The organism is Kitasatospora sp. NPDC001132 (assembly GCF_053598415.1).
The window spans coordinates 80,014-104,699 of record NZ_JBSFKF010000009.1; the positions used below are offsets into that span (position 1 = coordinate 80,014).

Consider the following 24,686-nt stretch of genomic DNA (forward strand, 5'->3'; position numbering starts at 1 on the left):
TGTTCGCCCCTCCCGCTTCCGCCAGCCCCCGAGGACCCTCCATGCGGCTCTACCTGCTCGCGCTCAACCCCACCGACTCCGTCACCTCCGGCTTCCTGCCCGCCGCCGCCCGGCTCGGGCTCGACGTCACCGTCCTGACCGACGGCGCCGAAGCCCACCGTCGGGCCTACGCCGAGCTCCCGTTCCCCGCACCCGAGGTCCTGGAGTGCGACGTCCGCGACTTCCGCGCCGTCATCAGCCTCGTCTCCCGCCGCGCCCTGGCCGACCCGGAGCACGCGCCCGACGCGGTGTTCAGCAACAGCGACCACCTCCAGACCCAGACCGCGCTGGCCGCCGAGTACTTCGGCCTCCCGGCCAAGGACTGGAAGGCTACTTTGCGAGCCAAGGACAAGGGCCAGTTGCGCCGCCACCTCACGCTGACCGGCCTGGACACCGTCCGGTCCGCCGAGCTGGCCCCCGGCCAGGACCCGGCCGAGCTGGACGTGCCGTTCCCCTGTGTGGTCAAGCCCCGCGAGGGTGTGGCCAGCGAGGACGTCACCCTGGTCACCGACGCCGCCGAACTCGCCAAGCGCTGCGAGGAGATCCGACTCCGCAGAGCCGGCGCCACCCTGGTGGTCGAGGAGTTCCTGGTCGGGCAGCTGTGCACCCTGGAGACCCTCGGCGACGGCCGGCGACGGCACGTCCTCGGCGGGTTCCGTACCCGGCTCTCCCCGCCGCCGGACTTCATCGAGGAGGTGCTCACCTTCGTCCCGGCCCACCCGCAGCCGGTGGTCGACCAGGTCATCGCCCAACTCGACGCGCTCGGCGTCGGTTTCGGCGCCTGCCACACCGAGTTCGTGCTCCAGCCGGACGGCCGGGCCCGCATCATCGAGGTCAACTACCGCGCCATCGGCGACCAGTGCGACCTGATGCTGGCCGAGATCCTCGACATCCCCCTGTTCGAACTCGTCCTCGGCGTCCACCTGGGCCGCGACCTGCCCGCCGACCTCACCGAGCGGTGCGCCGCCACCCCGCGCCGGGCCCGCAACGAGGTGGTCTGCGCCGACCGCGCCGGCGTCCTCACCGCCGCGCCCGGCCCGTACGACGAGGAGCGCGACGGCGTCCGGCTCGCCTACCGGCCCCTGCGCCCGCTCGGCGAGCGCCACGAGCACTACCGCACCAACCGCGACTACCTGGGCGTCGTCTGGGCGATCGGCGCCGACCAGGACGCGGTGGACGCAGCCGCCGCCCGCTTCCTCGCCGCCAACCGCTGGGAGATCACCCCATGACCGCCGGACAGTCGTCGACCGGTGCCGCACAGCGCTGGACCGCGGCCGAGCAGCTCACCCTGCGCGTGCTCTCCGCCCTGCTGCGTGAGGACGTCCTCGGCCTGCGCACCCTCGGCCGCGTCGAGGAGCGTACCGACGGCCACTGGCTGACCGTCCCCGGGCTTCGACTGGCCCTGCCCGTACGACCGGAGGGCTTCCAGTGCGAGTACGCGGCCCGGCTGCCGCTGCTGGAGCCGGCCGGTCGGCGGATCACCGGCCCGGAAGCCGTCGTGGCGGCGCTCGCCGAGTCGGCCGAGGCCGAGGACCGGCCCGGCTGGGCGGCCTTCGCCGAGGAGTGCCGGCAGACCCTCGCCACCATGGAGTTGCACGAGCGGGTCCGCCCCGAGGTGCACGACCGGCTCGTCGACCTGTACGGCGAGGACCCGGCCGACTGGACCGGCCCCGCCGCCGCCCTCGGCCACGACACCCTGGCCGCCTACCTCGACCACCCCGTCTACCCCACCGCGCGCGGCCGCTCCGGCCTCACCGAGCCACAACTTCGTTTGTACGCCCCCGAGTTCCATTCCCCCTTCGAGCTGCGCTGGCTGGCCGTGCCGGCCGCGGCGCTGACCGTCCACGGCGGGCAGCCGCTGCCGAGCTGGTGGCCCACCCCGGCCTGGCTCGGCCTCGGCGACCGGTGCCCCGGCGAGGGCTGGGCCACCCTGCCGGTCCACCCGCTCACCGTCGGCGAACCCCTGGACGAGGCGCTGGCCGCCACCGGCCTGACCGGCCGCGCGGTGCTCGCCGAACGGCCGTACCTGACCGTCGTCCCGACCCTGTCCATGCGCACCGTCGCCGTCGTCGACGACCCCTCGTGCCACCTCAAGCTCCCGCTCGCCACCGCGACCCTGGGGCGCCTCAACCGCCGCACCATCAAGCCCGGCACACTGCTCGACGGCGCCGCCGGCCAACGGCTGGTCGAGGCCGTACTGGCGCGCGAGCCGCGCTTCGCCGGCCGTATCCTGCACGCCGACGAGCAGTCCTGGGCGCATGCCGGACACGAGCTGCTGGCCGTGCTGCTGCGCCGCTACCCGACCGGGCTGGAGCAGGCCGTCACCGTCCCGTTGGCCGCCCTGCTGGCCCCCGCACCCGGCGGCCGCCTCGTCCTGGACCACCTCGCCGACCGCTACTACCGAGGTGACGTCCTCGCCTGCTACGACGCCCTGTTGGAGCTGCTGCTGGACTGGCAGGCCACACTGTTCGGCCACGGTGTCGCCCTGGAGTCGCACCAGCAGAACACCTCGCTGGTGATCGACCGGGACGGCCTGCGGCTGCTCTACAAGGACGACGACGGCCCGCGCGTGCACACCGCCCGGATGACCGCATCGCTGGGCGAACTCGCGCCCGCCCGGGAGGAGTTCGACGACGCACGGATATTCGGCGAGGACGACCGGGCGCTCACTGACCTGTTCGCCACCATCACCGGCCACCTGTGCACCGGCGCCCTCGCCTTCGGTCTCGCCGACCACGGCCGGGCCGAACTCTCGGAAACCCTGGCTCTGTTGCGCAAGCGTACGGCCGAGGCCGTGGAGCGGATCGGGCCGGCGGGCGCACCGCTGCGGGCCGCGCTGCTGGACGCCGAGCGACTGCCGGTCAAGGCCATGGTCACGGCCGGGACACTGCTCAGCAAGCAGCGTTCGGGCGCCGCCGACATCAACAAGCACTACACCAGCGGGCCCAACTATCTGCGCGAACAGGCCGGAGAGCCCCCGCACGACCGGCCGGGCGGCATCGTTCCGGACGGCGATTCGGATGACCACCCACACAACCACCCGCACGACCACCCGGTCGGTCTTCACGAGGACGGACTTCAGGACGGACTTCCGAACAGCCGGCGACGCACGGACGAGGCCGTCCGGTGACCGTGGAGACCCTGCCGCCGCAGTCGCAGCCCTCGGCCGACCGCTCCGGCGGGCTCGGCCGGCGCCAGGTGCACGCCGTCGCGGCCTGTTACTTCGTCGCCTCCTTCGCCGCGCTCGGCCTGCCGCCCTACCTGACCGCGATCCTGCCCTCGCTCGGCGACCCGCAGGCCCGCTGGGCCGGTGTGCTGTACATCGTCCCGACGGTGTTCAGCGCCCTCGGCGCGCCGCTGTGGGGCCGACTGGCCGACCGCTTCGGCCGCAAGCGGCTGCTGCTGCGCGCACAACTGGGGCTCACCGTCTCCTTCCTGCTGGCCGGAGCCGCCGACAGCCTGACCACGTTCACCCTCGCACTGGTCCTCCAGGGCTTCCTCGGCGGCACCTTCGCCGCGACCAACGGCTACCTGGCCGCCGCCCTCGACGGCCCCCGGCTCTCCCGCGCCCTCACCCTGATGCAGGGCAGCGCGCGGGCCGCGCTGGTGGCCGCGCCGATCCTGGTCGGGGCGCTCTCCCCGTGGATCGACCCGCACCGCCAGTACCTGGTGATGGCCGTGCTCCCGCTCGCCGCGGCGGTGTTCCTCTCGCTGCTGCCCGAGCCGGAGCGCCCCGAGACCGTCCCGGCGACCGGCGGCCGGCCCGTCGAGCGGACCGCCACGGTGTCCCTAATGCCGCTCTACGCCTTCGAGTTCACCTTCGTCTTCGCGACGGTGATCTCCTTCCCGTACCTGATCGCCCTCGCCGAACAGCGCCTGCCCGGCGTGGACGGCACCACCACCGGGGTGCTGTTCGCCCTGCCGCACCTGTGCTACCTGGTGTTCGCCGCCCGCACCCACACCGTGTTCCACTCCCGCCCGCACGCCGGCATCGCGCTCGGCTTCGGCTTCGTCGCGCTCGGCCTGGTCGGGCACGCGGTGGCGTACTCGCTGCCCGTGTTCGTCGCCGTCCGGCTGCTGCTCGGGGCCGGGCTCACGCTGGGGCTGGTCTGCCTCGCCGTGCTCGCCGCCGGCGCCGCCCAAGGGCGCCCGCCCGGGCGGATGTTCGGCACCCTCGAACTGGTCTCCAAGGGTGGCGCCGTCGCCGCCGGCGCCGTCGCCGCGCTGGCCAACGGGCGGTTCGGCGCCGCCGCCCCCGTGGTGGCCGGAACCGCCGCCGCCCTGCTGGCCGCCGTCGCAGCCACCACCCTCACCCTCCCGTCCCTCCGCCAGCGCTGGAGTCGCCGATGACCCCCGAGCAGTCCCCCCACTCGCCCAGGACCGACGACCCCCGCGGCACCGACGGCCGGCCCTTCGAGCTCGGAAGCCGAACCTGCGGCACCGACGAACTGCCCACCGCCGACGAGGCGGTGGTCCACACCCTGCTGAACTGCCTGTTGCGCGAGGTCTCCGCGCCCGAGCACCAGACCGCCGCCGACGAGGGCCGCCTGCTGCTGCGCCTGCCGCGCCGCGGCGTGCTGCTGCGGGTCGCGCTGCGCCGCACCTCGCTGCTCGGCGCGCATCGCTTCACCGGCCCGGTCGAGGCCGAACGCGACGGCGGCTGGGACGAGTTGGACTGGCGGGAACTGGCCGAGCACGTCCGACACGAACTGGAGCTGCGCACCGGCACGGTGAACGAGGAGTTCCTCGACCAGGTCGCCTCCAGTCACCACGGCGTCCGCGAGGGCCTGGCGGGCCGACCGGCCGCCGGAACCGACCGCTACCTGGAGTCCGAGCAGGCGCTGCTGTTCGGCCACCGCTTCCACCCGGCCCCCAAGTCCCGCTCCGCCGCCCGCGGCGACTGGCGCAGCTACGCCCCCGAGTCCCGTGCCGCCTTCCCGCTGCACCACCTCGCCGTCCGGGCCGACCTGCTGGCCGAGGAGTCGCTGGACGGGAGCACGACCGCCCTGCTGGACGGGCTCGGCGAGGTACCGGACGGCTACCGGCTGCTGCCCGCCCACCCCTGGCAGTACCAACTCATCGGTGACCACCCGCTGTTGCGCGCCGCCCTGGCCCGTGGCGACGTCCTCGACCTGGGTCCGCGCGGCGAACGCTTCACCGCCACCGCCTCGGTGCGCACCCTGCACGGCGCCGACGCCTTCCTCAAGTTCAGCCTGAACGTCCGCATCACCAACTGCCTGCGCAAGAACGCCGCTTACGAGCTCACCGGAGCCGTCGCCCTCACCCGGCTGCTCGCCCCGGCCCTGGCCGACCTCGCCCGGCGCTTCCCCGACTCGGCCATGCTGCGCGAACCGGCCTTCCGCACCCTCGCGCTGCCCGGCGCCGACGGCCACGCCGACCGGGCACTGTACGAGGGCTTCGGCCTGATCGTCCGGGAGGGCTTCGGCGGTGTGCTCCGGCCGGGCGTCACCCCGCTGCTGGCCGCCGCCGTCGCCGACGAGCACCCGACCAGCTCCGCGCACGTCTCCCGGCTGCCGGCGGGCGGTTCGGACGGCGCGGCGGCGCTCGGCTGGTGGCGCGACTACCTGCGGCTGCTCGTCCCGCCGGTCCTGGCCGCCTACTTCGAGCACGGCGTGGTGCTCGAACCGCACCTGCAGAACGTGCTGATCGGCGTGGACCCCACCGGGCACCCCGTCCAGGTGCTCTTCCGCGACCTGGAGGGCACCAAGCTCGTCCCCGAGCAGAACGGGGACGTCCTCGCCGCGCTGCCGCCCGAGGTGGCCGGCCCGATGACCTACGACGCGGAGCGCGGCTGGGACCGGGTGGTCTACTGCCTGCTGGTCAACCACGTCGCCGAACTGCTCGCCGCGCTCGCCGACCGCCACCCCGACCTGGAGTGCGCGCTCTGGCAGGCCGTCCGGGACAGCCTGGAGGAGTACGCCGCCGCACACGGCTGCCCGCCCCGGCTGCGCGCGCTGCTCGCCGGTGTCCCGCTGCCCGCCAAGGCGAACCTGCTGACCCGCTGGGAGCGCAAGGCCGACCGCGAGGCGGGCTACGTCCGACTGCCCTCCCCGCTGGCCGGCTCCGTCCTCGCCGAGGCCGCCCGCATGCCCGCCCGGACGTCGGCCCGCGCGTCCGCCCACGCGCCCACCCACACGTCCGTCCGCCTTCCCGCCGGGAGCACCGCCCGATGACGAACCAGACCATCCGGCCGACCCAGCCCTGCCGGGCGACCGAGGCGGCCGGGCCGACCGAGGCCGTCCGCCGCTTCAGCGCCGGCCTGGCGGCCGAAGAACTACCCGCCTACGTCTACGACTTGGCGGCACTGCGGGAGCACGCCGCGGCCGTCCGGGCCGCGCTGCCCGAGCGGGTCGAGCTGTACTACGCCGCCAAGGCCAACCCGGAGGCACCGCTGCTGATCGCGCTGCGCGAATCGGTGGACGGCTACGAGGTGTCCAGCGGTGGGGAATTGGCCCACGTCCGGGCCGCCGTGCCGGGCGCACCGCTGGCCTTCGGCGGCCCGGGCAAGACCCCGGCCGAGATCACCTCGGCGGTGGAGGCCGGGGTGCACCGCTGGCACGTCGAGAGCGAACAGGAGCTGCATCGGCTGGCCGCCGTCCTCGCGGACCGACCGGGCACGGTCGTGGACGTGCTGCTGCGGGTCAACCTGGCGGTCGAGACGGAGGCACTCGACGCTGTGCCGCTCGCGATGGGCGGACGTCCGACGCCGTTCGGCCTGGACCCGGACCGGGCCGAGGAGTGCGCCCGACTGCTCACCGGGGACGGCCCGCTGGGGCGACAGCTGCGGCTGCGCGGCGTGCACGCCCACCTGGCCAGCGGGCTCGCGGCAGCGGAGCAGCTGTCGGTCGCGGCGCAGATCGTCGGTTGGTCGGCCCCGCTGGCCGAGCGGCACGGCTTCCCGCTGACGGAGGTCAACATCGGCGGCGGGATGGCCGTGGACTACGCGGACCCGTCCGCCCGCTTCGACTGGACGGCCTTCGGCGAGGGCCTGGCCAAGCTGCTCGACGCCCACCCCGGGCTGACGCTGCGGATCGAGCCGGGCCGGGCACTGACCGCCTACTGCGGCTGGTACGCGACCGAGGTGCTGGACGTGAAGGCGAGCCACGGCGAGGACTTCGCGGTGGTCCGCGGCGGCACCCACCACCTGCGCACGCCCGCGACCCGGGGGCACTCCCAGCCCTTCGCCGTCCTCCCGGTGGACGCCTGGCCGCACCCGTGGCCGCGCCCGGCCGTCACCACCGGCCGTGCCACCCTGGCCGGGCAGCTCTGCACCCCGAAGGACGTCCTCGCCCGCGCCGCCGAGGGAGCCGACGGTCTGCGGGCGGGCGACCGCGTGCTGTTCGCGATGGCGGGCGCGTACGCCTGGAACATCTCGCACCACGAGTTCCTGATGCACCCTCGCCCTGGCTTCCACCACCTGGACGGCGACGGGCCGGGCGCGGTGGAGGAGTGACGGAGGAGCCGACGAAGGATCGCTGACGGATGACAGCTGACAGATTTCGAAATCTGTCAGCTGTCATCCGTCAGCGGTCGGCCGTCGGCTGTTGTCCGTCGGCCGCCGATCGCCCGCCCCGCCCGCCACCTGAACCGCCGCCCCCTTCCGCCACCCGGTCCGCCGCCGCCCCCTTCCGCCGCTCGTGGGAGAGTGGTAGGCAGCGAAGGGAGCGCGAACGTGCTGATGGACAAGGTGGCGGAGATACTCGCCGAGGCGTCGGCCGAGGCGGTGGAACCCCGCTTCCGGGCGCTGACCGCCGGCGAGGTGCTGGAGAAGGCCCCCGGCGAGATCGTGACGGTCGCCGACCGCGAGGCCGAGGCGATCATCGCCCGCCGCCTGCACGAGCTGCTCCCCGTGCCCGTGGTCGGCGAGGAGGCGGTCGCCGCCGATCCGTCGCTCGCCATGGCCCTGCACGACGAGCCCGCCGTCTGGCTGGTCGACCCGGTGGACGGCACCGCGAACTTCGTCGCCGGCAGACCCGAGTACGCCGTGATGTGCTCACTGGTCCGTTCCGGCCGGACCGTCGCCTCCTGGATCTGGCAGCCCGCCACCGCCACCGCCTACCGCGCCGAACTGGGCTCCGGCGCCTGGCGCGACGATGTGCGCCTGACCCGCCCCCCGGCGCCGAAGGACGTCGCGAAGCTGCGCGGCTCGGTGAAGAGCCGCTACCTCGACGCCGAGCACAGCCGCCGGCTCCAGGACAACATCGCGGCCTTCGGCGAGATCTCCCCCGGTCGGCACGCCGCCGGGATCGAGTACCCGGACGTCGTCGAGGGCCGCTCCGACTTCGTCCTCTACTGGCGCACCCTCCCCTGGGACCACGCCCCCGGCTCCCTCCTGGTCACCGAGGCCGGCGGTGTCTCCGCCCGCCCGGACGGCTCCCCGTACCGCCCCGAGGCCCCCGGCTGCGAGGACGGTCTCCTGGTCGCCGCCGACCCCGAGACCTGGGAACTCACCCACTCGATCCTGCTGGACGGCTGACCCCGCGGCCGCGCCCGCCCGGAACCGTTCCGGCCGCGCCCACCTGGCCCCCTTCCGGCCGCGCCCCGTTCCGGCCCCGCACAGCCGGACCGGCGTCTACCCCGCCCGCTCGCCCGCCACCTCGCGGCCGGCGCCCACCACTTCCCGCAGCAGCGCGCCGACCTCCTCCACCGTGGTGTGGGGGTTCAGCAGCGTGAGCTTCAGCCGAACCCGGCCCGGACCGTCGCCCGGCAGTTCGGTGCGGCCGACCACCGCCCGTCCGGTGCGCAGCAGCAGGCGACGCAGCCGCCCGTTGACCTCGTCCAGCGCCGTCTCGTCCGTCATGCCGGGCGGCCGGTACCGGAAGAGCAGGACGGTGAGCACGGGCTCGGCGTGGAGTTCGAGCGCCGGGTCGGCGCGCACCGCGTCGGCGGTGGCGCGGGCGAGGTCGTGGCAGGCGTCGACCAGCCGGCCGAGTCCGTCGCGGCCGAGGGTGCGCAGGGTGACGGCGAGCTTGAAGGCGTCGGCCCGGCGGGTGGTGCGCAGCGAGCGGCCGAGCAGGCTGGGGTAGCCGGCCCGCTCGTCGTCGGCCGGGTTGAGGTACTCGGCTCGGCGGGCGAGCGAGGCGTAGGTCTCGGCGCGGCGCACCAGGAAGATCCCGGCCGCGGCCGGCTGCCAGCCGAGCTTGTGCCAGTCGAGGGAGACCGAGTCGGCGCGGGCGAGGCCGTCGAGCAGTGGGGCGAGCCGGTCGGAGAGCAGCGCCCCGCCGCCGTACGCGGCGTCCACGTGCAGCCAGGCGCCGTGGCGGCGGGCGAGGTCGGCGGCGGCGTGCAGCGGGTCGACGGCTCCGGTGTCGGTGGTGCCGGCGGTGGCGACGACGGCGATCGGGGTCCGTCCGGCCCGGTCGGCCTCGGACATCGCCCGCTCGAGTGCGTCCTCGCGCATCCGCAGCCTCCGGTCCACCGGGACGGGGATGACGGCCCGCTCGCCGAGTCCGAGCAGGGCGGCGGCGCGCTGGACGGAGAAGTGCGCGGCCTCGGAGGCGAGGATGCACGGCCGGACGCCGGCCGGGATGCCGTCCAACTCGACGATGCCGCCGAGCTTCTGGTCGCGCGCCAGCATGAGCCCCATGAGGTTGGACTCGGTACCGCCGGAGGTGAGGACGCCGGCGGCGCGGTCCGGGTCGTAGCCGACCAGTCCGGCGATCTCGGCGAGCAGGGCGCTCTCCAGGGCGGTGGCGGCGGGGGCCTGGTCCCAGGAGTCCTGGGAGGGGTTGAGGGCGCTGACCGCGAGGTCCGCCGCGGCGGCGACGGCGAGCGGCGGGCAGTGCAGGTGCGCGGCGCAGGCCGGGTCGGCGGGGTCGGCGGCGGCGTGGGCGAGCAGTTCGGTGAGCCGGGCGAGCGCACCGGGTCCGTCGGCGGTGGCCAGCGCGTCGTCGACGAGTGCGGCGATCTCGGCCGGGCTGCCCTTCGGCAGCGGTCCGGAGCGCGTGGCGGTGCCGCGCTCCAGGGAGTCGAGGACGGTGGCCAGCAGCGGTCCGAGTGCGCCCGGCCCGGCCGCGCCGCCCGCCAGGGCGTCCGTCGCGACGCTGTCGTGGGGGAGCCCGACGGGGCCGGCTCCGGCCCCGGTCACCGCTTCCCCCGAACCGCCGACGCTCCCGCCGGACCGCCTGCCGAACCATGTACCACCGCGCCCGACGACCCACCGCCGGGCCCGCTCGCGGAAGCCGCCGCGATCGCCTCCGCCAGCCGCTCCAGCACCGCCGCCACCTGTTCGTCCGTGATGGTCAGCGGCGGGAGCAGCCGCAGCACCGCGTCGTGGCGTCCGCCGAGTTCGACGATCAGCCCCCGGGCCAGGCACGCCTCCCGGACCCGCACCGCGAGCGCCGAGTCGGCCGGCCGGGCGCCGCACGCGTCGGGCTCGGCCGCCGGGTCGACCAGTTCGACCCCGAGCATCAGCCCCCGTCCGCGAACGTCGCCGATCACCGGCAGGTCGGCCGCGAGTTCGCGCAGTCGGGCCGCCATCCGCTCGCCGACGGCGGCGGCCCGCTCGGCCAGCCCGTTCGCCGCGACGTGGCGCAGTGTCGCGGCCCCGGCGGCCATGGCGAGGGTGTTGCCGCGGAAGGTGCCGGTGTGGGCGCCGGGCCGCCAGCCGTCGTAGTCCTCGCGGTAGACGACGACGGCAAGCGGCAGGCTGCCGCCGATCGCCTTGGAAAGAACCATGGCGTCCGGGACGATGCCACTGTGCTCGATCGCCCACATCGCCCCGGTGCGGCCGACTCCGGTCTGCACCTCGTCGACGATCAGCGGGATGCCGCGCTCGGCGGTGATCCGGCGCATCGCGCGCAGCCACCCGTCGGGCGCGGGGACGACCCCGCCCTCGCCCTGGACGGCCTCCAGGATCATCGCGGCGGGCGCCACCACACCGCCCGCCGGGTCGTCCAGCAGCCGCTCCACGTACGTCTCGGCGAGTTCGGCACCCGCCTCGCCGCCGACCCCGAACGGGCAGCGGTAACCGTACGGGTACGGCAGCCGGGCGACCTCGCCGCCGCTCGGCAGCGGCTCCTTGACGGCGACGTTGCCGGTGAGCGCGAGGGCGCCGGCGGTCATGCCGTGGTAGGCGCCGGTGAAGGCGAGCGCGCCGGAGCGGCCGGTGGCGGTCTGCATCAGCTTGAGGGCGGCCTCGACGGCGTCCGTCCCGGCCGGTCCGCAGAAGTGCACCCGGGCGCGGGCGGCGAACTCCGCGGGCAGGCTCTCGAACAGCGCGCTGGTGAAGTCGTCCTTCTCCGCGGTGGCGAGGTCGAGCAGGTGCAACGGGGCGCCGCTGTCGAGGGTGCGGCGGATCGCCTCCAGCACCACCGGGTGGTTGTGGCCCAGGGCGAGCGTGCCGGCGCCGGAGAGGCAGTCCAGGTAGCGCCGTCCGTCGGCACCCTCGACGGTCATGCCGTGGGCGCGGACCGGGACGATCGGGAAAGAGCGGGCGTAGGTTCTGGCGGCGGACTCGCGGACGCGCTGACGGCGCAGGATGGCTTCACCGGCGGCCGGGGTTCCGGAGGTGGCCTGGACGGGTACGGCAGCGAGCGACACGAGAAACCCCCAGGGGAAGTTAGGTAAGCCTAACTTTACTGGCCGTGACCTGGCGGAATGCCCCCGGGGCCCCAGAACCACCCGCGCGAGTGAACCTCCCCCGGTTCGCCCAACGAGCGCCGCGTGGAAAGGTCACGGCCCGGACCTCGACGCCCCCTCCGACCGACGGTCCGGGTCCGGATACGGCCCCGAGCCCGGCCCCGAGCCCGGACTCGGGCTCGGGGCCGGGCTCGGGCTCGGGCCGGGCTCGGGCTCTGACTCGGGCTCGGTGAACCGTCAGGCCCGGCTCCTCCACCGGTAGCAGAGCTCCGGTCGCCCGACGCTGCCGTACTGCGGCTCCCGCACCGCGCACCCGGTCTCCACCAGGTGCTCCAGGTAGCGCCGCGCGGTGATCCGCGAGACCCCGGCGGCGGCGCCGGCGGCCGCGGCCGACAGTCCGGTGGCCGCTTCGCGCAGGACCGAGGCGACGGAGTCCAGGGTGGGCGCGCTCAGCCCCTTGGGCAGGGTGGTGCGCTCCGGCGTGCGGAGCAGCGCGAACGCCTGGTCGACCTCCTCCTGGCCGGTCGCCTCGCCGGTGCGCCCGAGGCTGTCGCGGTAGCGGGCGTAACGCTCCAGACGGTCGTGCAGGGCGGCCGCGCTGAACGGTTTCAGCAGGTACTGCACGACGCCCGCGGAGACGGCCTGCCGGACCATGGCGAGGTCACGGGCCGAGGTCACCGCGATGACGTCGGTGCTGTGACCGGCCGCGCGCAGGGTGCGGCAGAGCTGGAGCCCGTGGCCGTCCGGCAGGTAGAGGTCGAGCAGGGTGAGGTCGACGGGCGTCCCGGCCGCGCGGGCCCGGTCCAGGAAGCGCAGCGCGTCGGCGCAGCTGTGGACCGTCCCCGCGGCGTGGAAGCCGGGCTCGCGCCGCACGTACAGGGTGTGCGCTGCGGCGGCCACCGGGTCGTCCTCGACCACCAGGACGGAGATCTCCTTCCCGGCGGGGGCGCCGATCCCGGTGTCGGCCGTGCTGTCGGCGGCGCCACTCATGCCAGGGCCCCTTCCTGTTCCCGACCGGCAGACCGGGCGGCCTGGTCGGCCCGGTCCGCGGACTCCTCCGATTCGCCCGCCGCTCCTCCCGGCTCCCCCGGCCCACCCGGCCGGCCGGCCAGCGGAAGCCGCACCGTGAGCACCGCGCCACGCTCCCGTCCGACCTCGACGGTGCCGCCGTTGCGCCGCGCGGCCTGGGCGACCAGCGCCAGCCCGAGCCCGTGCCCACGGCCGTCCTGCTTGGTGCTCCAGCCGCGCCGGAACACGTCCTCGACCGCGCCCGGGTCGATCCCCGCGCCGGTGTCGGCGACCCGCAGTAGCAGGCACGCGCCTGGCGCCCCCGCGTCCCCGTCGTCGCCCCGGCCGTCGCTCCCGCGATCCCGACCGACGCCGTCCCGACTGCCGCCATCCCGAACGCCATCGTCCCGAACGCCGCAGTCCCGGCCGTCGGCGATCCGCGCCGTGACGGTGACCTCCGGCGGGACGGGGCTCTCGGCCGCTCCGGCGATCGCGGCGTCCACGGCGTTGTCGATGAGGTTGCCGAGCACGGTGATCAGGTCTCGTGCGGAGAGCCCGGGCGGCAGCACCCCGTCGTCGATCCGGCTGTCCTCGGTGAGGGTCAACTCCACACCCCGTTCGGCGGCTTGGGCCGCCTTGCCGAGCAGCAGCGCGGCCAGCACCGGCTCGCTCACCGCCGCGACCACCCGGTCGGTGAGCTGCTGGGCGAGTTCGAGCTCGGCGGTCGCGAACTCCACCGCCTGCTCGTGGCGACCCAGTTCGATCAGCGAGACCACGGCGTGCAGCCGGTTGGCGGCCTCGTGCGCCTGCGCGCCGAGCGCCTCGGTGAAGCCGCGTACCGAGTCCAACTCGCCGCTGAGTGCCTGGAGTTCGGTGTGGTCCCGGAGGGTGACCACCCGACCGAGGCCGGTACCGGCGCCGATGGTGGAGGTGTTCAGCACGACGACCCGCTCGGCCGTCAGGTGCACCTCGTCCCGGACCGGCTCCTTCCCCAGCACGGCCGCGACCAGCGCCTCCGGCAGGCCCAGCTCCACCACCGGACGTCCCTCCAAGTCACCCGCCAGTCCGAGCAGTTCACGGGCGGCGTCGTTGCACAGCACCACCCGGTGCGAGCGGTCGACCAGGACCAGCCCCTCGCGCACCGCGTGCAGGGTGGCCTGGTGGTACTCGTAGAGGTGACTCAGCTCGTCCGGCCCCATCCCGTGGGTGTGCCGCCGCAGCCGGGAGTTGGCGAGGTAGGTGCCGACGCCACCGAGCGCGAGCGCGGCCACCGCCACCCCGACCAGGGCGAGCAGCGGACCGCTCAGCTGCGCGGAGATCGACTCCACCGTGAGGCCCGCGCTGACCAGCGCGACCACCCGGTGCTGGTCGTCCCAGACCGGGGTGACCACCCGGACGGACGGGCCGAGCGTTCCGGTGTACGTCTCGCTGCGGGTCTGCCCGGCGAGCGCCCAGTCGATGTGCCCGAGGTAGGTCCGGCCGATCTGCTCGGGCAGCGGGTGGGTCCAGCGCACGCCGTCGGTGTCCATGACGGTGATGAAGGAGACCCCGGTGTCGGCCCGTACCTGCTCGACGTACGGCTGGAGCACCGCGGTCGGGTCCGGGCCGCCGACGGCCGCACGGACGGACGGCGAGTCCGCGACGGCGTGCGCGACCGCGGTCACCTGGCGGCGGGCGGCGTCCTCGGTGCGGCCGGCGGTGAAGAGGTACGCGAGCACCGCGCCGCCGGCGACCACGGCGGCGACGATCACCACCTGGACGACGAACAGCTGCCCGGCCAGGCTGCGGACCAGCCGCCGGGGCCCGCGGCCCGTCGACCGGTGCGAACGGCGGCGCGGGGCGGTGGGGGCGGTGCGCTCGGACATGCCTGCCAGTGTGCACCACACTCCCGGACGCCCCCAGGGCACGGCGACGGGCGGGAGCAGCCCACCCGTGCCCGCCCGGCCCGCACCGTTCGCGGCCCGCACTGATCACAGCCCGCACCGTTCGCGGCCGGGACATCCGGACCACCCGCACCGTTCATGAACTCTATGAACGCAAACGTGACCTCCGTCACCTCCGGGCCCATAGTCAGAGCGGCCCATCCCCCGGGGCCACCAGGACTGCACGGCAAGGGAGCCGCAGATGTCGATCACCGGAGCCGCCACGGCGGCAGGACCCAGACGCAAGGACCGGACCCACTACCTCTACATCGCCGTGATCGCCGCGGTGGTCGCGGGTGTGGTGGTCGGCCTGGCCGCCCCCGGTTTCGCTGTGGAGCTGAAGCCGGTCGGTACGGGCTTCGTCAACCTGATCAAGATGATGATCAGCCCGGTGATCTTCTGCACCATCGTCCTGGGCATCGGCTCGGTGACCAAGGCCGCCAAGGTCGGCAAGGTCGGCGGCCTCGCCATCGGCTACTTCCTCGCCATGTCGACCGTCGCGCTGGGCATCGGCATGGTCGTCGGCAACCTGCTGGAGCCCGGCGGCGGCCTGCACCTGACCGCCGCGCTCGCCAAGTCCGGCCACGCCCAGGCGGCCGCCGGCGGCGCCCAGTCGACCACCGACTTCCTGCTCGGGATGATCCCCGAGACCCTGTTCTCGGCCCTCACCCAGGGCAAGGTGCTCCAGACCCTGCTGGTCGCCCTGCTCGCCGGCTTCGCCCTCCAGGCGATGGGCACGGCCGGCGCGCCGGTCCTGCGCGGGATCGAGCACTTGCAGCGGCTGGTCTTCCGGATCATGTCGATGATCATGTGGGTCGCGCCGATCGGCGCCTTCGGGGCCATGGCCGCCGTGGTCGGAGCCACCGGCACCGCCGCGCTGAAGAGCCTGGCCGTCATCATGATCGGCTTCTACGTCACCTGCGTGCTGTTCGTCGTCGTGGTGCTGGGCACGCTGCTGCGCCTGGTCGCCGGGGTCAACGTGTTCTCGCTGCTGAAGTACCTCGGCCGCGAGTTCCTGCTGATCCTCTCCACCTCCTCCTCCGAGAGCGCGCTGCCCCGCCTGATCGCCAAGATGGAGCACCTGGGCGTCAGCCGCCCGGTCGTCGGCATCACCGTGCCGACCGGCTACAGCTTCAACCTCGACGGCACCGCCATCTACCTGACCATGGCCTCGATCTTCATCTCCGAGGCGATGGACAAGCCGATGTCGCTCGGCGAGCAGCTCTCGCTGCTGGTCTTCATGGTGATCGCGAGCAAGGGCGCGGCCGGGGTCACCGGGGCCGGACTGGCCACCCTCGCGGGCGGGCTGCAGTCGCACAAGCCCGCGCTGGTGGACGGGGTCGGCCTGATCGTCGGCATCGACCGCTTCATGTCGGAGGCCCGCGCCCTCACCAACTTCGCGGGCAACGCCGTCGCGACCGTCCTGATCGGGCACTGGACCGGCGAGCTCGACACCGAGCGCTCCCGGCGGGTGCTGGCCGGCGAGCTGCCGTTCGACGAGCAGACGCTGGTCGACGTCCACGGCGCGCCCGCCGGCCCGGCCACCGCGGCGGACGGTTCGGCGGCTGCCGCCCCCGAGACCGTTCCCGCCCAGGGCGCCGCTCCCGCCGGCGTCTGAGCCCGGCAGCGGCCCTCGCACTCCCCCGGCCCGGCGCCTCCACCAATCCGGACGGCGCCGGACCGGGGCTTCGTCTTCCCCGAGCCGGGGCCTCGTCGTTCCCGGACCGGTCGGCCAGCCCGGACGGGCCTCGCGACTCGCTCGTCACAGCTCCTGCGAGCCGCTGACCACCCAGGCCACCCCGCTGGCCGGATCCTCCAGCGCGACGTGCAGATGGTGCAGCCCGGCCGACGGCTCCTGCCAGGTGAAGCAGCGCATCCGGGCCACCAGCGCGTTCACCTCGGCGCGGTCCACTCCGCGCGTCCCAGCCGTCCCGGCTGCCCTCTCCCAAGTGCCCGCCCCGTCCGCCGTGTCCGCACCGCCCATCGCAGCCATCGCGGCCAGCGCCCGCCACAGCGCCAACCGCCCGTGCGCGCAGCCCTGATCCCGCCCCACGGCGGCGGCCCGCACCAGCGCCGGATAGGCGAGCGGGAACGGCAGGTACCCGCCGATCACCCGACGGTCGCGGGCGAGCAGGGCGGCCGCCGCCGGGGCCGGACCGCGGACACAGGCCGCCGCCGCCCACGGCGCGAGTGCCCCCAGCCCGGCCAGCGCCCGGGTGACCCGCGGCCCGTCCGGGCGTCCGGCCGACTCCTCCGCCGGTGGCAGTTCCACCTCACCCAGGCCCTCCCGGCTGGCAGGCAGGGTCAGCAGCGCGCTGCGCGCACCCCCGCCGGGCAGGTACTCGCGCACCCGGGCCGCCTCGTCCCAGCCCGACGCCTCCCACGGCTCCAGGCGCAACGGCACGCCCTCGGGGTCGGACTCGGGCCCGTACGGCCCGGAGCCGCACGACTCGGACCGGTGCGACTCGGACCCGTGCGGCTCGGACCCGTGCGGCTCGGACCCGTGCGGCTCGGACCCGTGCGAGAGGTCCTCGCCGAGCAGTGCCCGGGTGTGCGCGACCAGCCGTCGCACCGGGGCCGGGCCCAGCAGCGGGGCCAGCCGCGACCAGGAGTGCCTGGTCGCCAGCACTTCCCAGAGCGGGCCGGCGTCGTGGTCGGCCACCCCGGCCGCCGTCCCCGCGCCGCCGTCCCCGTCGAACAGCCGGACGGCCAGCTCGGGCGGCGCCGCGTAGGCGATCAGGTGGCCGAGCGGTGCCGTCAGCACGGCCGCGGCCTCCTCACCGGCCTCGGCCACGGCGGCCGCCCGGCCCTGCCGGTAGGCGGCGAGCAACTCGGGCCAGCGGCCGTCCTCGGCCAGTGCGCGCAGGCGGCCGTCCTCGTACGTGATCACGATTCGCAGGGTACGGGCCGGGGCGCCGCATCAGTTTGACTTGCCGTCAGACCGGTGCGTCGGAGCGGCGATCGCACACCCGTCCCGACCCCCTCGGTCGCGCCCGCGGTCACGCCCGCGGGCACGTTCCCGGTCGCGTTCCCGGTCGCGTTCCTGCTGGAGGATCGCGCGCAGTCGGCCGTGGGCGCGGCGCCGGGTGACAGCGAGCGTACTGCGGTGCAGCCCGAGCAGTTCGGCGGCCTCGTCGATGCTGTAGCCGTCGAGGTCCACCAGCACCACCGCGCGGGCCTGCTTAACCGTCAGGAAGCCCAACAGGCGCAGCACCTCCCAGCGCGCCTGCGACTCGGCCATCCCGCCGGCCCAGGAGTCGGCAGCACCCCGGTCCCGCTCGCCGACGTCGCCCGCCTCCGGCACCTCGGGCATCGGCACCCGCCGGCGCTCCCGGCGCCACTGGTCGCGCAGGATGTTCACCATCGTGGTGAACGCGTAGGCGTACGGCTGCGGATGGCCTAGGAAGCGCTCCGGCCGGCGGGCGATCCGGAGGTACGCGTCGTGGACGACGTCTCCCGCTCCGATCGGGCCGCCGGCGAGGGAGGCCGCCGCCTGCTGGAGCCTGGGCAGCAGATCCGTGAACACCCGGTTGAACTCTGCCGATTGACCACTGCTCACGCCGGGAGCGCAGTCCGCTTCCCGTCCGCCGCCCGCATTCCGACCACTGCAATCCGCCATGCCGCTCTCCCCGGAAATCGGCACCCCGAGCACCAGGCCGGCCTTGACGACGGAGCGCCGTAGGCCAACCGGATGACTTGTGACACAGGTCACATCATAGTTCGTCGTTTCACTGTGCGCAGTCAATCGTGTGCAACATGTCACCGACCGCGCGGGAGGCGGGAGTTCACCTCCCGGCAGACATCCGGGCGGTCGGGGCGCCCCGCCCGACGAGAACCCCTCGACAAGGAGAACCACCGTGCGAGGCTGCATCGCCAGGAAGTTCGCCATGTTCGGACTGGCGGCCACGGCCGCCCTCGGCGTACTCGGGACCACCACCCCGCCGGCCGCCGCGGCGACGGTCCGGATCCAGACCACGACCCCCGACGCCATCCCGGCCTGGAACACCGTCGCGACCGACACCTACCGCTGCGTCATCACCGGCAACTACGGCTGGCGCTGGGAGGGCCGCTGCAACGTCTATTCCGGACGACTGCGCACCATCACGTACTGCGCCGACGGCTCGTACAGCACCGGCCTGTGGATCGGCGCACGACCGGAGGCCTGGGCGGTCTGGGGCAACTGCCCCGGGTCCACCTGGACGCGGGTCGTGTTCCAGTGGCACAGCTGAACCGCTGACGCCCTAGGCGGAACGGCCGGAGCACCCCCGGCCGAACGCGGACGACCGATCGACCGACCGCCGACGACCACCGTCGACGATCGACGGCGGACAGATGACAGCTGACAGATTTCGAAATCTGTCAGCTGTCATCCGTCCGCCGCACGCTGTCCGCCCGTCGGTGCCTCGGCCCGCCTGCCCGCCTCAGCCCACCGGTGAGGCGTCCGCGAGCAGCCTGGCGGCGTGCACCCGGCCCGCGTGCTCGACCAGGTTGATCAGCACCTCCTTGCCCGAGGCCCGGTGGCGCGCGTCGCACAGCAGCACGGGTGTGCCCGCGTCCAGGTCCAATGCGCGGGCGACCTCCTCCGGACCGAACTCCCGTGTCCCGGCGAAACGGTTCACCGCGACCACGAAGGGAATTCCCCGGTGTTCGAAGAAGTCGACGGCCGGGAAGCAGTCCGTCAGCCGACGGGTGTCGGCGAGCACCACCGCACCGAGCGCCCCCTGGGCCAGCTCGTCCCAGAGGAACCAGAACCGGTCCTGCCCCGGGGTGCCGAACAGGTAGACCGCCAGCCCCTCGCGGATGGTGATCCGGCCGAAGTCCATCGCCACCGTGGTGGTGGACTTCCGCTCCACGCCGTCCAGGTCGTCCACCTCGCGCCCGGCCTCGGTCAGCCGTTCCTCGGTGCGCAGCGGCCGGATCTCACTGACCGCGCCGACCAGTGTCGTCTTCCCCACCCCGAATCCCCCCGCCACCAGGATCTTGAGCGCGAGCACCGTGCCGTCGGGATCCTCGGCGTCGAACGGATTCGGTCCGTCGTATGGATCCGGTCCGTCGTACGGCGCGGGCGGCCCGGACGGGGCTGCCGACGCGGACGGGGCGGGCGGGCGGTCAGAGTGCGCGGAGTCCACGGATGACCTCCTGGAGGATGCGCTCGTCGGGGAGCAGGGCGGGCGGGACGGGGCGGCGGACCCGGATGAGCCCGGCCGCCAGCAGGTCGCCGAGCAGTACCCGCACGACGCCCACCGGCAGGTCGAGGTCGGCGGCCAGCTCGGCCACGGACAGCGGGGTCCCCCGGCACAGCGCGAGGATCCGCGCCTGTTCAGGGCCGACCGGCGGCTCGGGCGCGTCCGGCACGAGCACCGGGTCGGGCAACTCGGTGACCACCACGGCGATCAGGTCGAACTGCTGCTCCCCGGCCCCGGTGCGCCCCCGGGTCATCGCGTACGGGCGGACCACCGGCCCGGCGTCGTCGTCGTACCAGCGGGACCGGTGGGCGGCGGCGAGCGGATTGCGGGAGTGCCCGTCGGGTTCGGCCCTCGGGTGCTCCGGATGTCGCCCCCGGTACGGGTGGGGCACCGGACTCACCGGCCGCCCACCGCCCGCGGCGGGGCGCTCAGGTGCTCGCCGACCCGGCGGACCAGTCTGGCCATCTCGTAGGCGATCAGGCCGAGGTCGGCCCGGGCGGTGGCGAACACGGCGAGGCAGGTGCCCTCCCCGGCCGCCGCGACCAGCAGGTACCCGCCCTCCAACTCGACCATGGTCTGGCGGACTTCGCCCGCGCCGAAGTGTCGGCCGGCGCCCTTGGCCAGGCTGTGGAAGCCGGAGGCGACGGCCGCCAGATGCTCCCCGTCCTCGCGGGCCAGGCCGGCCGAGGTGCCCATGGCCAGGCCGTCGGCGGAGAGCATCACGGCGAAGCGGAGTTCGGCGGCGCGCTGGACCAGCTCGTCGAGGAGCCAGTTCAGCTCCCCCGCGCGGTGGGTGGTGGCGATCACGGACGCTCTCCTTCGGGTCGGAACGGGTGTCGGGGGTGGCGTGCCCGCGGCGGCTGCGGAGGGTCGGCGGGTTGCCCGTCCGGCCGGCCCTCCGGGTACAGGCCGCGCGCCCATCCGTTCTGGAAGGCGGACATCGCCGCCCGCGCCTCCTCGGGGCTGCGGCCCGCGGCGCCAAGGCCGTCGCCGGCTCCGGGATCGGCCGAGGAGGCGGCAGCCGTACCGCGGCCGCGCGCGGTCGGGCGGGCCGGGGCCTCGCGCAGTTGCGGCGCGAGGCTCGCCTGGCGGGTCCGGCGCGGCAGCTCGGCGGGGCCCGGGTCGGCTGGGTGACCGTCCGGTACGTGGCCGCTCGCAGGTCGGGCCTCCGATCGCCGGGCCTCCGGTCGGTGATCGTCGAGTCGGTGATCGTCCGGCCGGTGGCCGCCCGGTCGGTGGCGCTCCGATCGCCGGCCGCCCGGTCGTTGGCCACCCGATCGCCGGTCCTCCGGCCTGGCGTCGCCCGCGCCGCCGGGCCCGGGTACCGGTTCGGCCTGGGGTTCCGTACGGTACGGCTCCGCGCCGTACGGCTGCGGCGGTCCGGACCGCGGACGGGCGGTCGCACCCGCACCCCCGCCCGCGGCCGGACCGGTCACCCGGGCGCCGTCGGCCCGGAAGGGGGTGCGGCGCACCGGCCCCGGGTCACTGCCCCGGACACCGAACGCCAGCAGAGCCCCACCCTCCGGCGATGGCCCACCCACCGCCGGAAACCCGTCGCCGGTCCTGCCCTGCGGGTGCTCCCGGCGCCTCGGGCCGCCGCTCGGGCCGCCGCTCGACGCGTTGCCCACGGCGCTGCCCGGATCGCCCGTCGCCCCCTCCCCGCGGGCGTGCACCGCCGTGAACTCCCGCTCCGGAAGACCGGCTTGTGCCCACTCGGCAGGTAGCGGCCCCATCGGCGCCTCCCCGGCCGCCGCACCGCCCGGCGCCGCTGCGGACGGCAGGGGCGCCACCGGCTCGACGTCGTGTCGCACGTCCCCCGCCTCCATCGCCTCCGGCTCCATCGTCTCCGCCGCCATCGCCTCCGCCGCCGCCTCGTCGGCCAGCAGCGTGGTCGGCAGCAGGACCACCGCGGTGGTGCCGCCGTACGCGGAGGTCACCAGCGAGACCTTGACGTCCTGCCGCCGGGCGAGCCGGCTGACCACGAACAGGCCGAGCCGGTCGCTGTCGAAGAGGTCGCTCTGCTCGACGGCGGCGATCCGGCGGTTGGCCGAGGCCAGCACCTCCGGGCCCATGCCGAGGCCGCGGTCCTCGATCTCCAACGCGAAGCCGTTGCCGACCCGTTCGCCCCGGATGTGCACCCGGGTGTGCGGCGGGGAGAACCCGGTGGCGTTCTCGACCAGTTCGGCCACCAGGTGGGTGAGGTCCGCGACGGCGTGGCCGACCACGGCCGCGCACGGCAGCGGGTGGACCTCGACCCGGGCGTACTCCTCGACCTCCGAGACGGCCGCGCGCACCACGTCCACCAGCGGGACGGGTCGGCGCCAGCCACGGCCGGGAGCGGCCCCGGAGAGGATGATCAGGCCCTCGGCGTGGCGGCGCATCCGGGTGGTGAGGTGGTCCAGCCGGAACAGGTCGGCCAGCTCGGACGGGTCGTCGGTGCGGCGCTCCATCGCGTCCAGCAGGGTGAGTTGGCGGTGCACCAGGACCTGGCTGCGGCGCGCGAGGTTGACGAACACCCCGGAGACGCCGGAGAGCACTTCGGCCCGCTCGACCGCCGCCGTGACGGCAGCCCGCTGGACGGTGCCCAGCGCCCGGTGCACCTGGCCGATCTCGTCGTCCCGCCCCACCGGCCGGGGCGCCTCGGCCTCGATGTCCACCTCCTCGCCCGCGCGCAACTTCCGCATGGTCGCCGGGAGTTTGCGCCCGGCCAGCTCCAGTGCCGAATTGCGCAGGCCGATCAGCTCGCTGACCAGACCGCGACCGATCTGCACCGAGATCACCAGCGAGGCCACCACGCCGACCAGGCCGAGCAGCACGGCCATCCCGGCCGGGGTGAACAGGCCCAGGGCGTAGGGGTCCTGGCGCTCGGCGGCGACCCGTCCGGCCCGGTCCTCGACGGTCCGCAGGGCGCCGGCCACATTGCCCGCGACCATCGCCCAGCGGTCGGCCTGCACCGCGGCGACCGCGATCCGCCCGTCGGCGGCCGTCCGCACCCTGTCCTCGTACCCGGCCAGCTCGCGGTGGTCCTGGCCACCGGTGACGGCGAGCAGCGACTCCCGGTCGGCGGGGCGCAGGTCGGCGGCGGCACCCCGCTCGAACTCCCGCCGGGCGAAGGCCGCGCCGGAGAACTCCCGCAGCTGGTCGTCACCGAGCCCGCCGGACAACTGGGCGGCGCGCAGCAGCGCGTCCTCGCGGGCGAGCAGCTCACGGGAGCGGGCCAGCTCCAGCAGCACCCGGGCGTCGGCGGCCACCTGGCGGTCCTGGAAGGGCGCGACGGCGCCGGCGGCGGCGAGCGCCCGGTCCACCGCCTCGCCGTACACGGCGTACGCCTCGGGCCAGCCGACGCTCCTGGCCAGGACCCGGTCGCGCAGGACGGGCAGGGCGGCGAGCGAGCTGCCGAGGGCGTCCAGCCTGGCCGCCGCCTCACCGCCCAGTCCCTGGGCGTCGGCGCGGTTGTAGCCCCGGTCGGGGCGGTGGGCGTCCGGGAAAAGCGGGGTGAGCGCCCGGTCGGTGGCCGCCGCCGCCTCGCGCAGGGCGCTCTCCCGGACGGCGGTGGGGGCCGGCGCCGGGGCCGCCAGCAGCTGACCGACGGCGGTGCGTTCGGCCTGCAGCCCGGCGACGGTTTCGGCGACGGGGGTGAGCAGGGTGCGCTGGGCATCGCGCTGGCGCATCAGACCCCAGACGCCCTGGGCGGTGGTGACGGTGGCGAACCCCCACAGCGCGATGACGGAGACGACCGGGACCATCAGCAGCGCGATGATCCGGGCGCGGACGCTCCGGGGGCGCAGCCCGCGCAGCCACGGGCCCGGGCGCGGCGGACGGGCGGGCGGCCCGGCATGGGCACCCCGACGGGTACCGGGGGCGGTACCGCGGTCTTCTCGCATGGGTGAGGAGCCTTTCGGGCGGGGAGAGCGGGAAAACGGGAAAGCGGGAAAACGGGAAGGCGGAAGGCGTGCGGCTCAGGCGGCTTGCAGAACGCGCCGCGGCGGATGCGCAGCTCAGGCGGCGCGCTGCCCGGCCCCCGCCTCGGCCGGGGACGGCCCGTGCGGAGCGGGCCCGTGCGGAGCGGGCCCGGAGTGCGGGGGCTCGCCGGGGTGCTCGCCGATGGACGGCTCGCCGATGGACGGCTCGCCGGCCGCCCGGTAGCCGGCCCGCTCCTGGGCGGTCGGCGAGAGCGCCACGAAGGCGGAGGCGAGGAAGAGGAAGGAGCCGAGGCCGACGGCGAGCGGGAAGACGAACTCCATCGGGCTGACTCCGCCGAGCTCCGTGCGGGTCGGCTCCAGCCGGACGTGGACGGCGGCCATGCCGGTGTAGTGCATGCAGCTGACGGCGAGGCCCATGGCCATCGCGGCGGCCGCGGCCGCGTACACGTTGCGGATGGTGACGGCGGACCAGAGCGCGGCGGTGGCGGCACCGACGGCGACCAGTACGGAGGCCGCGACCGTTCCGGGGTCGTAGTGCAGTCCGCCGTGCATCCGGAGGGCGGCCATGCCCAGGTAGTGCATCGCGGCGACGCCGAGGCCGGTGGTGACGCCGCCGGAGAGCAGGGAGAGGCCGCGGTGCCAGCCGTAGCAGACCACGGTCAGGCCGAGGCCGGTGACCAGCACCGCGACCACGAGGCTGAGGAGGGTCAGCGGCACGTTGTAGCGCAGCTCGGTGCCGTCGACGGTGAAGCCGAACATGGCGACGAAGTGCATGGTCCAGATGCCGGAGCCGATCGCGGCAGCGGCCGTGACCAGCCAGTTCCGCCGGGCCGGGCCGCTCGCGGTGAGGCCGCGCAGCGTGCAGCGCAGCCCGAGGGCGGCGCCGGCGCAGGCCATCAGGTACGAGAGGGCGGGGGTCAGCCAGCCGAGGCTGAGATTGTTGAGGGTGCCCATGGGACCTCCGGTCGACCGGTCGGGCCCGGGGGCGGTACGCGGTGCGCCCGGGC

General features: G+C 75.0%; 19 protein-coding genes. 8 read left to right on the top strand and 11 right to left on the bottom strand.

From position 1 onward, the window contains the following. Positions 1-41 precede the first annotated feature (41 nt). The 6 genes from ACWDBE_RS14900 (at position 42) to ACWDBE_RS14925 (ending at position 8,536) form a co-directional block, all read left to right on the top strand. Positions 42-1,268, top strand: a complete 1,227-nt coding sequence (locus tag ACWDBE_RS14900) for an ATP-grasp domain-containing protein (RefSeq protein ID WP_449808195.1) — start codon at positions 42-44, stop codon at positions 1,266-1,268. Further along, positions 1,265-3,169 (top strand): IucA/IucC family protein, encoded by a 1,905-nt coding sequence (locus ACWDBE_RS14905; RefSeq protein WP_449808196.1) that lies wholly within the window; start codon positions 1,265-1,267, stop codon positions 3,167-3,169. Before ACWDBE_RS14900 ends, ACWDBE_RS14905 begins: the two co-directional genes overlap by 4 nt. Next, a complete protein-coding gene (locus ACWDBE_RS14910) occupies positions 3,166-4,389 on the top strand; it encodes an MFS transporter (protein ID WP_449791620.1) in 1,224 nt (407 codons plus the stop codon). The genes ACWDBE_RS14905 and ACWDBE_RS14910 overlap by 4 nt, the downstream gene beginning before the upstream one ends. Next, positions 4,386-6,233 (top strand): IucA/IucC family protein, encoded by a 1,848-nt coding sequence (locus ACWDBE_RS14915; protein ID WP_449808197.1) that lies wholly within the window; start codon positions 4,386-4,388, stop codon positions 6,231-6,233. The genes ACWDBE_RS14910 and ACWDBE_RS14915 overlap by 4 nt, the downstream gene beginning before the upstream one ends. Beyond that, positions 6,230-7,513, top strand: a complete 1,284-nt coding sequence (locus tag ACWDBE_RS14920; protein WP_449808198.1) for a type III PLP-dependent enzyme — start codon at positions 6,230-6,232, stop codon at positions 7,511-7,513. Before ACWDBE_RS14915 ends, ACWDBE_RS14920 begins: the two co-directional genes overlap by 4 nt. 225 nt (positions 7,514-7,738) lie before the next feature. Next, positions 7,739-8,536: an inositol monophosphatase family protein gene (locus tag ACWDBE_RS14925; protein WP_449791666.1), complete on the top strand. Its 798-nt coding sequence runs from the start codon at positions 7,739-7,741 to the stop codon at positions 8,534-8,536. Positions 8,537-8,632: 96 nt separating this feature from the next. Here the strand turns inward: ACWDBE_RS14925 and ACWDBE_RS14930 are convergent, their stop codons facing one another. The 4 genes from ACWDBE_RS14930 to ACWDBE_RS14945 all read right to left on the bottom strand — a co-directional run bounded on the left by ACWDBE_RS14930 (position 8,633) and on the right by ACWDBE_RS14945 (position 14,513). Continuing rightward, positions 8,633-10,147, bottom strand: a complete 1,515-nt coding sequence (locus ACWDBE_RS14930; protein ID WP_449791623.1) for a pyridoxal phosphate-dependent decarboxylase family protein — start codon at positions 10,145-10,147, stop codon at positions 8,633-8,635. Continuing rightward, complete coding sequence (locus ACWDBE_RS14935; protein ID WP_449791624.1) at positions 10,144-11,601, bottom strand: diaminobutyrate--2-oxoglutarate transaminase; 1,458 nt, start codon at positions 11,599-11,601, stop codon at positions 10,144-10,146. Before ACWDBE_RS14935 ends, ACWDBE_RS14930 begins: the two co-directional genes overlap by 4 nt. Positions 11,602-11,877: 276 nt before the next feature. Then, positions 11,878-12,630: a response regulator gene (locus tag ACWDBE_RS14940; RefSeq protein ID WP_449791625.1), complete on the bottom strand. Its 753-nt coding sequence runs from the start codon at positions 12,628-12,630 to the stop codon at positions 11,878-11,880. After that, positions 12,627-14,513 carry an ATP-binding protein gene (locus ACWDBE_RS14945; RefSeq protein WP_449808199.1) on the bottom strand — a complete coding sequence of 629 codons (1,887 nt, stop codon included), beginning with the start codon at positions 14,511-14,513 and terminating at the stop codon, positions 12,627-12,629. The genes ACWDBE_RS14940 and ACWDBE_RS14945 overlap by 4 nt, the downstream gene beginning before the upstream one ends. 259 nt (positions 14,514-14,772) lie before the next feature. Between ACWDBE_RS14945 and ACWDBE_RS14950 the strand changes: the two genes are divergently transcribed. After that, positions 14,773-16,188, top strand: coding sequence for a cation:dicarboxylate symporter family transporter (locus ACWDBE_RS14950; RefSeq protein WP_449791627.1), 1,416 nt, complete (start codon positions 14,773-14,775; stop codon positions 16,186-16,188). Between the two features lie 144 nt (positions 16,189-16,332). Here the strand turns inward: ACWDBE_RS14950 and ACWDBE_RS14955 are convergent, their stop codons facing one another. Continuing rightward, positions 16,333-17,460, bottom strand: a complete 1,128-nt coding sequence (locus ACWDBE_RS14955) for a hypothetical protein (protein ID WP_449808200.1) — start codon at positions 17,458-17,460, stop codon at positions 16,333-16,335. A gap of 30 nt (positions 17,461-17,490) precedes the next feature. Further along, the gene (locus ACWDBE_RS14960) at positions 17,491-18,129 is read right to left on the bottom strand and encodes an RNA polymerase sigma factor (protein WP_449808201.1); all 639 of its coding nucleotides are present in this window, start codon (positions 18,127-18,129) and stop codon (positions 17,491-17,493) included. A gap of 298 nt (positions 18,130-18,427) precedes the next feature. Between ACWDBE_RS14960 and ACWDBE_RS14965 the strand changes: the two genes are divergently transcribed. Then, complete coding sequence (locus ACWDBE_RS14965; RefSeq protein ID WP_449808202.1) at positions 18,428-18,799, top strand: hypothetical protein; 372 nt, start codon at positions 18,428-18,430, stop codon at positions 18,797-18,799. Between the two features lie 192 nt (positions 18,800-18,991). On the opposite strand, the gene ACWDBE_RS14970 is transcribed toward ACWDBE_RS14965, so the two are convergent. From ACWDBE_RS14970 to ACWDBE_RS14990, 5 genes are all read right to left on the bottom strand, one after another. Next, positions 18,992-19,564 carry a GTP-binding protein gene (locus ACWDBE_RS14970; RefSeq protein ID WP_449791667.1) on the bottom strand — a complete coding sequence of 191 codons (573 nt, stop codon included), beginning with the start codon at positions 19,562-19,564 and terminating at the stop codon, positions 18,992-18,994. Positions 19,565-19,679: 115 nt separating this feature from the next. Then, entirely contained in the window at positions 19,680-20,027 is a 348-nt protein-coding gene (locus ACWDBE_RS14975; protein WP_392913937.1) for a DUF742 domain-containing protein, read from the bottom strand. Between the two features lie 125 nt (positions 20,028-20,152). Beyond that, complete coding sequence (locus ACWDBE_RS14980; protein WP_449808203.1) at positions 20,153-20,563, bottom strand: roadblock/LC7 domain-containing protein; 411 nt, start codon at positions 20,561-20,563, stop codon at positions 20,153-20,155. Next, entirely contained in the window at positions 20,560-23,640 is a 3,081-nt protein-coding gene (locus ACWDBE_RS14985; RefSeq protein WP_449808204.1) for a nitrate- and nitrite sensing domain-containing protein, read from the bottom strand. Before ACWDBE_RS14985 ends, ACWDBE_RS14980 begins: the two co-directional genes overlap by 4 nt. 114 nt (positions 23,641-23,754) lie before the next feature. Next, a complete protein-coding gene (locus ACWDBE_RS14990) occupies positions 23,755-24,633 on the bottom strand; it encodes an MHYT domain-containing protein (RefSeq protein ID WP_449808205.1) in 879 nt (292 codons plus the stop codon). Between the last annotated feature and the right edge of the window lie 53 nt (positions 24,634-24,686).